The organism is Bradyrhizobium sp. YCK136 (assembly GCF_044570075.1).
GTDB lineage: Bacteria > Pseudomonadota > Alphaproteobacteria > Rhizobiales > Xanthobacteraceae > Bradyrhizobium > Bradyrhizobium diazoefficiens.
The window spans coordinates 8,119,136-8,132,255 of record NZ_CP172424.1 but is presented as its reverse complement, the minus strand read 5'-3'; the positions used below and the strand labels follow the sequence as shown (position 1 = coordinate 8,132,255).

The following is a 13,120-nucleotide window of genomic DNA, read 5'->3' as shown; positions in this document are numbered from 1 at the left end:
ATGGCGCCGACGAAGAGCGAGTGGTCGCACACTTATCCTCGTGCCGTATTGCGAGGTATCCTGGCGAATGCTGCAGAGACGCTGCCCGAAGCAAGGCGAACCCCTTCATTGATGGCATGCCTCGCCGAGAAGATTTTGATCCTGGCTGCTGACGGTCAAAAGAACCCGATCGATCTCCGTCGGGTCGCGATCAAGAGGGTGCAGGACTCTTGTCCTGACTGCCGCGCATGCGACGGGTTGCAATTGACTCAAAACAGGGTGACTCCTCTGCAAGCTGATAGTCTCGTTTCCGCCTGTGGCCCGAAGGCGAAGATCGCAACGGCTATCCGCGCGTCCGTTCGCGGCCAAGATCTGTAATTGGCCCTTTTCCGAAGTAGCGTCTGGCCTCGCGGATGTCCGCTTACTGAGGCATGGGGACTAGCCTGTCTTATTCGTAAGAGGCGCCCGAGAGGCTGGCGAGCGTGGTGTAAAGCGCTGATACGGCGTAGGATTCGGTTGTGAAGCCAACCCCATCACCTCCAACCGCGAACGCCACGCCCGCCATGACCGACGATACGATTCCGCCCTTCTCGTTTCCAGCCATTCACGCCAAGAAAGTCACAGCTGCCTTCGATGGTGGGCGCCTAACCTCGAACGGGGGCGTGATGCTTCTGGCGATGGCCGAGCGGCGTCTCGGCTTGGCCGACAATCTGGCCCGGGTGTTCCCGGATCGGCGCGATCCGACGCGGGTCGTGCACAGCCTGGTCGATATGTTCCGCGCGCGCATGTTCGCGATCTGCTGCGGCTACGAGGACGCCGACGACCTCGATCATCTGCGGTCCGATCCGGCATTCAAGCTGGCCTGCGGTCGCCTACCGGACACGGGCCGGGATTTGTGTTCCCAGCCGACGCTGTCGCGGCTGGAGAATGCTCCGCGCCTGCGCGACGTGATCCGGCTGACCTACATTTTGGTCGACGCATGGATGGATAGCTACCCGCGCGAGCCGGCATCCGTCACGCTCGACATCGATGATACCTGCGACGTCGTCCACGGCCATCAGCAGCTCTCGCTGTTCAACGCTCATTATGACGAACGCTGCTTCCTGCCGATCCACGTCTACGACACGGAGAAGAGCCGTCCCGTGGCGGTCGTGCTGAGGCCCGGCAAGACGCCGGGCGGCGTCGAGGTGCGTGCCCTTCTGCGCCGCCTGGTACGGCATATCCGGACGCGGTGGCACAACACGCGAATTACGTTCCGTGGCGACGGGCACTATGCCCGGCCGGAGGCCATGGCGTGGTGCGAGACCAACGGCATCGACTACATCTTCGGTCTGTCCGGCACCAAGCCTCTCGCCAGAAAAGTCGACGAGGTCGCCGACGACATCCGCACCCGACGCGCCATCGAGAACCTGCCGGTTCTGCGTGGCTATACCGAGACGCGCCACAAGGCAAAGTCCTGGGATCGCGAACGGCGCACCGTCGCCCGTATTGAGGCGACGATGCTCGGCCTCGACATCCGTTTCGTCGTCACCAGCCTCGATGTCGGCTCGGCCGAGTGGATCTACGACAGCCTGTATTGCGCGCGCGGCCAAGCAGAGAATCTGATCAAGCTGCATAAGACGCAGCTCGCCTCCGACCGCACCAGCTGCCGTTCGGCGCTCGCCAACCAGGTCCGTCTCGTGCTCCATACGGCCGCTTATTGGCTGATGCTGACCGTGCGCGACGCCATTCCCAAAGTCCGGGAATTGGCCGCTGCCGAGTTCGCGACGCTGCGTCTTCGGCTCTTGAAGCTCGCCGCCCGTGTGGTCGAGACCTCGAGCCGCATTCGCCTTGCGTTTGCCGCGGCATGTCCCGAAGCCGACCTGATCCGCTGCTTGCCCGGCGCGCTGCTCCCGCTCGGTCCGTAACCGACCGGGCCTGCGCCCGCTCACCCGCCCCACTCCTCCATCGCCTACAAAACAGCTTGATGTAGAACCCGGTGAGAAAAGGCCGGACGGTCACCCACGCCAGCCGCCAGCCCCCGTCAGACGTCAAGAACGACCGTGCTCTCGTGAATAGATCGGGCTAGACTTGCTCAGGTGAATTCTTCGCGTTGTGACCCGGAACGCACCGGAGGCCGGGCGGGCCGCCTTGTGCTCAATATGGCCGGGCCTCGATGACGTTGATTCTACCCGCTGGCACAACGCGCGTCAGCTCGAAGCCAGATTTGGCAAGCAGGTCAGAGAACTCGTCGCGGGTCCGCTCCCGCCCACCGGGCAAAGCCAACATGTGGAGGTCCATGAATTTTGTCGCCGGTACTTCGTTCGCAGGCGCGATAATTCGCTCGATGAGAACCAACTTCGCCGTCTCCCGCATCGCACGCCGGCACGCCTTCAAAATGGCGATCGCTTCGTCGTCGTCCCAATCGTGGATTACTACCCGCATGACGTAGGCATCTCCGCCTTCAGGTACCGATTCGAAGAAACTTCCGCTCACCATTCGGCAACGGTCGACGACGCCGTGCGCTTCCAGAACCGCCTCGGCTCCGGCAATGACCCCTGGCTGATCAAACAACGTGCCCTGCATCCTGGGATGAGCGGTCAGAATGGCTGCCAGCATTAAACCGCGTCCGCCACCCACATCCACAACATGATGGAAAGCGGAGAAATCATACGCGCCGATAACGGCTTCAGCGCCGCCGCTCGAAAACTCCGTCATAGCGCGATCGAAGACCGCGCTCTCCTCCGGACGTTCGGCGCGATAATTCCAAATGTCCTTACCGTTGAGACTTTGAAAGGCATTCTCGCCGGTTCGAATGCTGTGCAGCAGATGGCCCCATGTGCTCCAAACGTAGGGACTTCCGACGCACTCCGCCCACGCGCCGATCGGTGTCGCGGAGTCAGTGCGCAAACAATCTCCCATTGGTGTCAGCGCAAACCTTCGGTCTTCATCTTCCTCAAAAACGCCCACTGCGGCGAGCGCCCGCAGCAGTCGGTAGAGAGCGCCTGGATGGCTTTGCGTTAAGGGCGCCAACTCCACTGCCGAACGAGAGCCGCCTTTCAGATGGTCTGCGATACGAAGAGTTGACGCGACATGAATTGCCTGTGTGACCTGGAAGCCGTTGATCAGTCCGAGGAGAGTGAGCCAAGGGTTGGATGTCACGGAAGAACCTCCGTAGGAGAGGAAGCTAAGACGCTAGTTACTGTGCTCGGCGGATGTCCGTTGAACAAGTCTCTCTTATGGCCCTTTTGCGAAGTGGCCGCCGACGCCGGGTCCGTCCGATTAGCGGTGCAGACCGGAAGTGCGCGGGCCGTAGCCAAAACGGCGCTTTTGACCCACATGTATGGTCCGGCCGTGCGTAGCAGGAGGTTCGTCGATCAGGTGGTGTGGTCTTGCATCAATGTATCCGGCCTTTGATTGGAGCATTTTCTCCGGGCCATCATGGATATCAGCGCGCGTGCGTTCTCATTAGCGGACAGGCCTCGATTGGGCCATTTGGGTCACCAGTGTTCGCATGCGCCGGGAAGACCGAACCTCCATCTCGTCTCATCCTCTCGCAGACCTCGGCTGGAACCTGTTGATGGGGTTACGTCATCGCTTGCTCCTCCTACCTCGCAGTTCCTGTGTTCGAGCCATCCTTCGTCCCGGCCCGCAGGACGTGCGTCGCGTCGCGCGCACGGGCGGTCAAGGCCGGCCGTTGCGCTTTGCTTGCGGCTGGCTCCGGCGTTGCCAGGCCGCGCCTTGACCGCGCCGAGCACGGCGCGACGATCAAGCGGGTCGGACGCCTGCATCGTTGGTCCTTGTCAGCTCGAAGGCGCGTCCTTTAGCCAGCACCGCCCAGGCGATGCGGGCAAGCTTGTTGGCGAGTGCGATCGCCAGCACGTTGTGGTGCAATCGCTTCTTGGCGGCTTCGATCCAGGATCTGAGTCCGTAACGTTCCCAGTTCTTGATCCTGACCAGCACCACCCATGCCGCCTGGACGAACAGAACGCGGAGGTAGCGATTGCCGCGCCTTGAGATTTTGCCGAGGATCGTGCGGTCTCCCGTCGAGATCTGCTTGGGCACCAGCCCGAGCCAGGCGCCGAAGTCACGGCCTTTGGAGAAGACGTCTCCAGTGCCGATCGCGGCCACCATGGCGCTCGAAATGATCGGCCCGATGCCAGGCACCGTCATCAGGCGCGAACATGCCTGATCTTGACGGGCCAGTGCTTCGATCTCGCCGGAGAGCCTATCGATGCGCTGATCCAGCCGACGCCAGTCGCCTGCCAACTCCTCGATGACACACAACATGCGTGGCGACAGGGCATCGGTGCGCGTCGCAAGGATGGTGGGCAGTTCTGTGCGCAGGAAGCCGATACCCTGGCGCACCGCGATCCCGCGTTCCAGCATGAAGGCGCGAATCTGGTTGATGATGCCGGTGCGTTGCGACACCAGCCGCTCGCGCACCCGATGCAGCGCCTGCAGATCCAGTTGCTCCGCGGTCTTGGTCGCCACGAACTTCATCGTCGGGCGCTGCACGGCTTCGGCAATCGCTTCGGCGTCATTGAAGTCGTTCTTCGGTCCTTTGCTATAAGGGCGGACATATTTGGCCGGCATCAACCTGGCATCGTGACCTAACGATGCGAGTTTGCGGCTCAAATGATGTGCGCCGACGCAGGCTTCCATGCCGATCAGGCAAGGCGGCATATTGGCGAGCCGCGCCTCGACCTGGCCACGCGACCACTTTTGCCGCAGCACGACGGTGCCGCGCGTATCGTGGCCCACGACGTGGAACGAGTTTTTGCCGATATCGATGCCGATCACGGCGATCGCGGTACTGGGTGTCTGGGACATGGCGTGCTCCTTGTCTTGGCGCCCCTGGCCAGCTTATCGCTGGCGGGGCAGGAGCACGGCCGGACCATCCCATTAGCGGACCTCGCTGTTCATGGAAAATTGAGTAATTGCCCGGCTCTTGGTTGACGACCGACGAACTGCAACCAAGAAAGTGTGCCTCAGTGGGGGCGAGCCGAGCAGGGAACATGCCCGAATTTGGACGTAGGCAATACCGCGAGACCCGCGCCGAAACATCCGACAAGATGAAGTGGGTCATTTCTTCCGCGGTCGCGGTGCTGATAGCTGGCCTATTCTTCAGTTACCGATTGCTCATTCATCCCGGCAATCCAGATCCACTTTTGAATAAACGGGGGTCATTTGCAGAGATGGTACAACGGAATGCATTTAGCGCAGATCAACTACTTGAGCATCCGTCCATTAGCACCGCGGTGGTTTCGATCCGTTTTGGCAACAAGGTATACTGAAATGGACCCCGGTTTTGGGACCAGAGGCTAAGTTGGAAAAGGGCCGCTCCGTTTGATAGACGGAGGGCATGATGACGAAGAAGACACGACGGAAGATCGACGCGGCGTTGAAGGCAAAGATCGCGCTGGAAGCGGTGCGGGAGCAGGCGACGGTGGCCGATCTGGCCCAGCGCTATGAGGTTCACCCGAACCAGATCTATGCCTGGAAGAAGCAGCTGCTGGACCAGGCGGCCCGGGCTTTTGACGCGGGTGTCGGGCGCGAGAGCGAGGAAACGCGCGAACGCGAGATCGAGAAGCTGCACGCCAAGATTGGACAACTGACAGTCGAGCGCGATTTTTTAGCGCGGAGGTCCGGAAGATGAGCACGCCGGACCGTCGAGGAATGCTCGATCGCGCCGACCAGGCGCTGTCGATCCGCCGGCAATGCATGTTGCTTGGCATCGCCCGTTCTGGGGTCTACCGGCCGCCACAGCCGGCCAACGACAACGACCTTGCCCTGATGCAGCGGATCGACGAGCTGTTCACCGCCTGGCCATTCCTGGGCTCGCGGCGAATGACCGCGATGCTGAAGGCTGAGGGGCTTCAGGTCAATCGCAAGCGCGTGCAGCGGTTGATGCGCAAGATGGGCATCGCGGCGCTGGGACCGAAGCCGAACACGACAAAGCCGGCGCCGGGCCACAAGATCTATCCCTATCTGCTGCGCAACATGACGATCGACCGGCCGAACCAGGTGTGGGCGGCCGACATCACGTATCTGCCCATCGGCCGCGGCTTTCTCTATCTCGTCGCCATCATCGACTGGGCGAGCCGTGCGGTTCTGGCGTGGCGGTTGTCGAATACGATGGACGTCTCGTTCTGCGTGGCGGCTCTGGAAGAGGCGCTGGCGACGTACGGCACGCCGGAGATTTTCAACACCGACCAGGGCAGCCAGTTCACCAGCGTGGCCTTCACCGGCGCGTTGGTGGGCGCAGGGATCAAGATCTCCATGGATGGCCGCGGTCGTTGGATGGACAATGTCTTCATCGAGCGGCTGTGGCGGTCGCTCAAGCATGAGGACATCTATCTCAAGGGCTATGCCGACGGCCGCGAGGCCAAGGCAGGGATCGCGAGCTGGATCGCCTTCTACAACGATCGTCGCCTTCATCAGTCCCTCGGCTATCGCACGCCGATGGCGGTCTGGCGCGAACGGATGCAGGCCGCGCAGGCTGTGGACATGGTGGACAACGCTGACGCGTTGACCACATGCCCACAGCAATTCCAGCAGACAGAGTCTCTGGCTGCGTGATAGAAAGGGATCAGGAGCGATCCGTTTCCAACTAACAAACCGGTTCAACCGGTCCCGCTCCGCGGGTCCATTTCATACAGGGTGCCGCGCAATTACCTCGTGGATCTTGATCGATCAGCTGTCGCCCCCAATCCTCGAACGACGACGTTCGAAATTCACGTCCTGCTCCCCGGCTTGACGCCTAGGAACGCGAACAATGCTGATAGATTTATCGAGCATCCATATCGCGACGGCTTCCATGATCAGGTGAGCGCAACGATCCGAGGAGGACAGGAAGAGTTGGATTTTTCCGAGCGAAAGGGACAGTGGGAGCGTCGGTGTGAACAGAAAGGCCAAGGCGAGTTTCGAGAGGTCGAATCCGGCTACAAGCTATGCCAGGCGGATTCCGATCTATTTATGAGAGGTACGACCGAGGGGCCTCTGATTTTTGCCTGCAACAAGATCTCCGACAAGAATCCTTATTGCACTCTCGCCGAGCACACCGGCGCGGAATACGGCGTTCTGAATTTGGAATTTAGTCGCAAATACGTTTACCAAGCGGACGAGATCAGGAAACGGTTTCGTGCGCTCCTCGACTCTTTCGCCGAGAACTAAGGTTGTTTTCAATAACGCCTCACAGGCGCGATGGGTGCCCGGCATGGAAGTACACACAGCAAGGCCTCTCTTCAAGACGATCGGCTTAGTATTCGGGTTGTTTCTGTCTTCTTATGACCTATGCTTCGGGCGTTCGTCTTTACGAACACGTGCTCGGGGGCCGATCCATCCCACAGCACGGGGTAAGCCTTGTGTTGGACATCGGCGGGAATGTCCTCCTTTTAGGCATGAGTTGCTTCGGAGTGATTGCGGTATTGCTTATTGGTCGAAGGGGGTTGGACGGAGTTGTCGGAAACTGGCCATATGTCCTTCCTATTGTGTTAGTCGCTGTATTTTGCGCTGCGATAGCCGCTGCGTTCGGCGCCAGAAGAATGACCTGGGTTCTTCCTGCGGCCAGTTTGTTCGGCCTCGTCGGGTTATGGGTCGGATGGAGTGGTCTTAGACAGCATGGATTGTCCATCACTACCCGCGTCTCGGATATGTCTCTGATCCGAAGACAAAACGAGACCAGTCAGTGACGAGACATCCCGCACCTATGTCCGCTTGTGGCCCTTCGCGGACCGGCATGACCGACAATTTGCCGGTCGAGTACCCGGAATCAGAGCTGAGTGATACGGCGGCCTTTGAAACGGCGTTGACGGACCTTTTTCTTGGTCCAGACGAAGGGCTCGGCTCTGTCGTTGTATGCGTTGACGTAGGCATCGATGTGTTCCTGAAGCTGCTTGAGGCTCGTGAAGGAGGTGCCGCTGAGCGACTGCCCCTGCAAGATGGAAAACCATACTTCGACCTGATTGAGCCATGACGCACTTGTCGGCGTGAAATGAAATTGCACGTTGGGGTGGGCCTTGAGCCAGTCCTCGTTCTTTTTATGGGTGTTGAGGTTGTCGAGGATGACGTGAAGCTTGCGGTTCGGAAAAGCCGCGGTGACGCTGTTCATGAAATCGAGAAACTCGACGCGGCGCCGGCGTTTTGAATGGGTCGCGATGATCTTTCCGGTGGCGACTTCGAGCGCCGCAAACAATGTTGTGGTGCCATGCCGCTTGTAATCGTGGCTTTGGCCGGTCAAGGCGCGGCCATTGGGCAACTTCAGATAACCCTGCGCTCGCTCCAAAGCCTGGATCGAGGGCTTCTCGTCCACGCACAGCACAATGGCCTTCGCCGGCGGCGCGACATAGAGGCCGACAACATCGGCGGCTTTGGCCGTAAAGTTCGGGTCGTTGCTCTCGCACCAGGACTTGCGAGCCACCAGGTCAATCTTGTGGCTGCGCAGGAACCGCCAGACATATTGGACATCGACATCGCCCAGCGCCTCGGCCAGCAGGGGGCCGGTCCAGCGCGCAAACCCTTGCGGTGGCGGCTTATCCAGCAGCTTCAGAATCCGCTTGTCGGTCGTCTTCGTATAGATCGGCTGCTTGCCAGGCCGCGGCTTGTCTTGCAGCCCTTCAAGGCCATGGTCGGCATAGCGATGCCGCCAAAGGCTGACAATCCGCGGCTGGACCCCAACTTCCTTGGCGATCGACCGGGTGCTGCGCCCATCCGCCGCCAACAGAACTATCCGCGCCCGCTTCAAATCGCGCTGCAACGTCACCGGTGAGCGACAGCACGCCTCAAGCACCTTGCGATCTTTCCTCGAAAGGTGGACTTCTCTTGCTTCGGGTATCATCCCGACCTTGAATCACGACTCACGTTCCAAGAAAAGTGGGTACTAGAGCGATCAAGACGCGTGGCGATTACGCCACGCGCCTTCGAGCAACGAGCCGTCAACGTTTAGCGGGCGGGCCGCTCTTGTTTCCCGGCAGACCTTTGATATTCGATGAGTCCTGTTGCTGGGTCGACGTGTTCTGACCGACAGTACCTTTTGGAGAGGGGCCGCTTTTGCCACCCGGTGCTCCGGCAATTGCTGCTCCGGAATTTTGAGCGCTAGGTGCTGTTGTCGTGGAATCGGCGCGACCTGAGCTACTGCCCGGCATTTGCGCTGCGGAACCTGGTCTGTCCTGTTCACCGACGTAACCCGACCCACCGGAGTTTTGAGTCTTGATGCCTTTATCGGCTTCGTTTTGCATGTTTGGCGAGGTCTGTTGAGCCACCATTGGCGTCAAGCCAGCGGCAAGAACGATTGCTGCAAGTGCGATTCGACGCATGCTTTCCTCCTCAGGTTGTTTGCTCAACAACGTGAGAAGGACCCGCTGTTTCCTAAGTTCCTGTAATTCTTTGAAGATCGATCGCACCCAAGTTTCACGAGGGCGTCGTTCTGTCCCGGTAGTCTTCGAGTTTCCTGATCGCATTCGCGGCCAGCACGCCGCCACGCGCGAGGTACAGATCAATCACCTTCTGCGCCTTATCGACGCTCCAGCATAGCGCCTCGGCGATCTCCGGCGCCGGCTTCGGCGAGCAGCGTCGCGGCCGTGCCGCGGTTCTCGTGGAAATTAAGGTCCGCCGTTTTGACGTATTCGGCGTTTTTGCCGTTGGCCGCGGTTTCAGCATTGATCGCGTCGACCTTGTCGCAGTCCTCACGCCAGTGCTCGTTGAAATAGCGCTTGGTGTAAGCCCTTCCTGTCGGCGTCAGCATCACCAGCGCGCCGGCCTTCGTTTCTTTAGCTTGTCGAGGTGCGCCTTCAGCTCGGGCGTTGCGGGGATCCGGGACTGGCTGACTGCCGCCATCGAGAGCGGCTGTTGCCCCCATGGGACGCTCACACAATATCTCTCGATATCTCTCGCCAGTTAGCTTGAAAACATAATCTTGCCGGCCAATATCGTCATTGCCGCTAAGGTTCTGATCCATGAAGCGATGGCGCTACGCCAGTATCAGCAGCACGGTTATCGCCGTGGGTCTGGTTTGTGCCGGTGCCCTGGTGGTCGGTCAATCGCACGTGCCATCAGACGCCATAGCGTCATCGGTAACACGTGCTCCGGAGCTTATGGAGCGTGCGTGGCACCTGCCCGTGGCAGCCACATTCCAAAGACACGTTGACTGGCAGTCAAATGGCTCTCGCTGCGGACCTGCAGCTGTTGCGAATGCCTACCGGTCGCTTGGCGAGGCGGCACGGACGGAGGGCAAGGTGTTGGCCGGTACATGGAGCTGCTGGACAGGCGTGTGCATCATGGGTCTCACGCTCGACGAGCTGGCCAAAGTCGCCCAGACCAACACGAGCCGGAAAGTCACGGTCTTACGCGATCTCAGCGAGAACCAGTTTCTGGAGCATCTCCGTCGCGCCAACGATCCGGGCCGACGCTACATCGTGAATTTCGATCGCGCTCGAATTTTTGGTGCTGGTAGCGGACATCACTCCCCAATTGGGGGCTATTTCGAAGCCGAGGACCTCGTTTTCGTGCTCGATGTCAATTTCAACTTCCAGCCATGGCTGGTCGAGCGGAAGCGGCTGTTCGACGCTGTAAATACGCTCGACGGCGATAAGAAGCGGGGGCTGCTGTTGATAGAGTAATATCCCACTGCATGTCGCCTATTGGGCCCATCTGCGACCTCGGGGAATGTTCGCTCTTCAGCCACTGTTGGGGGTTGACCGGACATCAGTCGGCCAGCCGCTCATAATGAGTGCATGCTCTAGGATTGCGGGATGCGCCGCCGCGTGGGACGTGGGTCCGGTAAATGCCAGCGGGCCGTTTACCGCGATTTACGCACGCGGTCGCGTCCCACACAGCCCTCACTTGGAAACGCGCGAGTGGCGCACTCTAGCAAACTAAATTCGAAAATCGTCCGGGTGAAATGCGCCGAAAAGGTGCGGTCTCACGTCCCCGCACTTCAAGGGCCCTTTCGGAGAGCCCGCGAAAGCGCTGACACAAATTTCGAGAGTAGCCGGGATGGCGCACCGCTCCGGCGATCCGGCGCGGCCGATGGGGCGTCGCCATCCAAGTCGGTCAGCCGCTCCACCATGCCTTGCAGTCGCAATGGTAGCGGGAGAGCTGGCCCCGGTTGTTTGGACAGCGCCCCGCTGGATTTAAGTGGATTCCTGCCGGGTTATGCTGAACGCGGGGCTTTACGGTTTTGTCGTTGCGTCGGGAGGGCGTAGCCCGACCAGAGCGACGACAAAACCGTCGGCGACGGTCATGCGGCCATCACCATAGCTTGCGTGCCGAAGTAAGCCTCGTCGGGCGTGCGCCCGTCAAGGCTCGAGTGAGGGCGTCCCTGATTGTAGAAGGCCAGATACTTGGCAATTGACGCTCGCGCCTCGGACACGCTGTCGTAGGCGCGGAGATAAACTTCTTCGTATTTGACCGTGCGCCAGAGCCGCTCGACAAACACGTTGTCGCGCCAGGCGCCCTTGCCGTCCATGCTGATGGCGATCTTCGCGTCCAGCAGCACATCGGTGAACTCGAGGCTGGTGAACTGGCTGCCCTGATCCGTGTTGAAAATCTCGGGCCTGCCGTGCTTCGCCAACGCCTCCTGGACCGCTTCGACGCAGAAGGCCGCCTCCATTGTGATCGAGACGCGATGGGCCAGGACCCGTCGGCTGAACACATCGACGACCGCCGCGAGATAGACGAAGCCACGCCGCATCGGAATGTAGGTGATGTCCATTGCCCACGCATGGTCGGGCCGCTCGATCTTCAATCCGCGCAACAGGTACGGGTAGATCTTGTGACCCGGAGCCGGCTTGCTCGTGTTCGGGCGACGATAGACCGCCTCGATCCGCATGCGCTTCATCAGCGTCGCGATGTGGCGGCGACCGGCGTATACGCCCTCCCGCCGCAGCAACGATCGCAGCATACGCGCTCCCGCGAAGGGATAATCGAGATGCAGCTCATCGAGCCGACGCATCAAGGCAAGGTCCTCGGCCGAAACTGGCCGAGGTTCATAGTAGACCGTGCTGCGAGCCAGCTTCAGGACCTTCGCCTGGCGCACGATAGAAAGATCATGACCGCGGTCGATCATCGCTTTGCGCTCAGCAGGCCCGCCTTGGTGAGCGCGCCGGACAAAAAATCGTTTTCCAACGCCAGCTCGCCGATCTTGGCATGTAACGCCTTCAAATCGACCGGCGTCTCGGCCGATGTCTTGTCATGCCCAAACACGCCGGCGGCGCCTTCCAGGAGCTGGTTTTTCCAGATCGTGATCTGGTTCGGATGAACATCAAACAGTTGCGCCAGCTCCGCCAGTGTCTTGTCGCCTTTGACCGCAGCCAAAGCAACCTTCGCCTTGAATGCCGGAGAATGCGTCCGGCGGCTCTTCTTCGTCATCTTCGCTCCTGATTCGCAGCAAGAATCCTCGCCGCTGTCAGGCAGAAAATCCACTCAAGCTACTGTCCGAATTTGCGGGGCCAGCTCTGGGGTGAGATCGTCCGTGAGGGTGCCGCGAAGTCGCTCACCAATCTCGTTGCAGATCGCCCGGCGATGATCCGGATGATCTAAATTTGGCGGATGGACCACGGGCGCGGTCGAAGGGGTATCTGCCATGGCTGCCACCGTTGGCCTTGACGTGCACCGCCTCCTTGCCATGCACGGATATCCTGCCGCCGCCGTAGTAACGTGCGAGATGCCACCTTGATCCCAGCTTCGCGCTGATACCGCTGCTCCGAGCTTCCGAAGTTTTCAATCGCCAACGGGGTTCGCGTGCTATCCTGCTCTCCCGCGTGGGCTTGGGGAGGCAAGAAGTGTCTACCTACCTGCGATTACAAACCGCCAATTTAAAGCCGGAAATGGTCAGCCGCATCACGGCAGCTTACGAGCAGGCACTCCATACGCTTTGTGTCCAAGACCGCGACGATCCGCTCACGGAAATGGTCGCGAGCAAGATAATCAAGATCGCGCAAACGGAGGTCTTCGCCCCGGCAGAAATTGCGGCTTTGGCGATCAAGGAACTCGAGATGCGTTAGGCATCTTGTGGCTAACGCGCTTGGACCTGAAACATTCCCGACTTCGGCGGGTTGGCTATTGGGCTTCGGGGCTTCGCAATATGCGAGGCACGCTATGACCCCTCTACCACCGGGCGAAGCAATTCTCACTGTCGGCATCATGGGCCTCACTGTCCTAA

At 60.1% G+C, this 13,120-nt stretch carries 13 protein-coding genes; 7 read left to right on the top strand and 6 right to left on the bottom strand.

Annotated features, from left to right (window positions below; all coding sequences use genetic code 11):
• Complete coding sequence (locus tag ACFLEY_RS39305) at positions 1-357, top strand: hypothetical protein (RefSeq protein ID WP_396604389.1); 357 nt, start codon at positions 1-3, stop codon at positions 355-357.
• Between the two features lie 185 nt (positions 358-542).
• Entirely contained in the window at positions 543-1,886 is a 1,344-nt protein-coding gene (locus ACFLEY_RS39300; protein WP_060910107.1) for an IS1380-like element ISBdi2 family transposase, read from the top strand.
• A 229-nt stretch (positions 1,887-2,115) separates the two neighbouring features.
• Here the strand turns inward: ACFLEY_RS39300 and ACFLEY_RS39295 are convergent, their stop codons facing one another.
• Together ACFLEY_RS39295 and ACFLEY_RS39290 are read right to left on the bottom strand one after the other, a co-directional pair.
• Positions 2,116-3,120 carry a methyltransferase gene (locus ACFLEY_RS39295; RefSeq protein ID WP_060909064.1) on the bottom strand — a complete coding sequence of 335 codons (1,005 nt, stop codon included), beginning with the start codon at positions 3,118-3,120 and terminating at the stop codon, positions 2,116-2,118.
• Positions 3,121-3,726: 606 nt separating this feature from the next.
• Positions 3,727-4,791 (bottom strand): IS110-like element ISBj4 family transposase, encoded by a 1,065-nt coding sequence (locus ACFLEY_RS39290; RefSeq protein WP_011087397.1) that lies wholly within the window; start codon positions 4,789-4,791, stop codon positions 3,727-3,729.
• Positions 4,792-4,976: 185 nt separating this feature from the next.
• Between ACFLEY_RS39290 and ACFLEY_RS39285 the strand changes: the two genes are divergently transcribed.
• The 3 genes from ACFLEY_RS39285 (at position 4,977) to ACFLEY_RS39275 (ending at position 7,134) form a co-directional block, all read left to right on the top strand.
• Positions 4,977-5,255: a hypothetical protein gene (locus ACFLEY_RS39285; protein ID WP_396604388.1), complete on the top strand. Its 279-nt coding sequence runs from the start codon at positions 4,977-4,979 to the stop codon at positions 5,253-5,255.
• 71 nt (positions 5,256-5,326) lie between these two features.
• Positions 5,327-6,540, top strand: a protein-coding gene (locus ACFLEY_RS39280; RefSeq protein WP_244433177.1) for an IS3 family transposase whose coding sequence is annotated in 2 segments (ribosomal slippage) — positions 5,327-5,603 and positions 5,603-6,540 — 1,215 coding nt in all. Because the reading frame shifts where the segments join, the coding sequence is not laid out codon by codon here.
• Between the two features lie 99 nt (positions 6,541-6,639).
• Positions 6,640-7,134 carry a hypothetical protein gene (locus ACFLEY_RS39275; protein ID WP_396604387.1) on the top strand — a complete coding sequence of 165 codons (495 nt, stop codon included), beginning with the start codon at positions 6,640-6,642 and terminating at the stop codon, positions 7,132-7,134.
• 598 nt (positions 7,135-7,732) lie between these two features.
• Here the strand turns inward: ACFLEY_RS39275 and ACFLEY_RS39270 are convergent.
• The 3 genes from ACFLEY_RS39270 to ACFLEY_RS39260 form a co-directional block, all read right to left on the bottom strand.
• Complete coding sequence (locus ACFLEY_RS39270; RefSeq protein WP_026192128.1) at positions 7,733-8,797, bottom strand: IS630-like element ISRj1 family transposase; 1,065 nt, start codon at positions 8,795-8,797, stop codon at positions 7,733-7,735.
• 97 nt (positions 8,798-8,894) lie between these two features.
• A complete protein-coding gene (locus tag ACFLEY_RS39265; RefSeq protein WP_082757128.1) occupies positions 8,895-9,104 on the bottom strand; it encodes a hypothetical protein in 210 nt (69 codons plus the stop codon).
• Between the two features lie 368 nt (positions 9,105-9,472).
• Positions 9,473-9,916, bottom strand: a complete 444-nt coding sequence (locus ACFLEY_RS39260; RefSeq protein WP_236842143.1) for a hypothetical protein — start codon at positions 9,914-9,916, stop codon at positions 9,473-9,475.
• Here ACFLEY_RS39260 and ACFLEY_RS39255 point away from each other — a divergent pair.
• Positions 9,915-10,577, top strand: coding sequence for a phytochelatin synthase family protein (locus ACFLEY_RS39255; protein ID WP_011090390.1), 663 nt, complete (start codon positions 9,915-9,917; stop codon positions 10,575-10,577). The two genes, ACFLEY_RS39260 and ACFLEY_RS39255, sit on opposite strands and share 2 nt — an antisense overlap.
• A 620-nt stretch (positions 10,578-11,197) precedes the next feature.
• Here the strand turns inward: ACFLEY_RS39255 and ACFLEY_RS39250 are convergent.
• Positions 11,198-12,327 (bottom strand): IS3-like element ISRj2 family transposase gene (locus ACFLEY_RS39250; RefSeq protein ID WP_129557324.1). Its coding sequence is split into 2 segments (ribosomal slippage): positions 11,198-12,075 and positions 12,075-12,327, totalling 1,131 coding nucleotides; the frame shifts between segments, so codons are not numbered across the junction.
• A gap of 413 nt (positions 12,328-12,740) precedes the next feature.
• Here ACFLEY_RS39250 and ACFLEY_RS39245 point away from each other — a divergent pair.
• Complete coding sequence (locus tag ACFLEY_RS39245) at positions 12,741-12,962, top strand: hypothetical protein (protein WP_028175774.1); 222 nt, start codon at positions 12,741-12,743, stop codon at positions 12,960-12,962.
• The last annotated feature ends 158 nt before the right edge of the window (positions 12,963-13,120 follow it).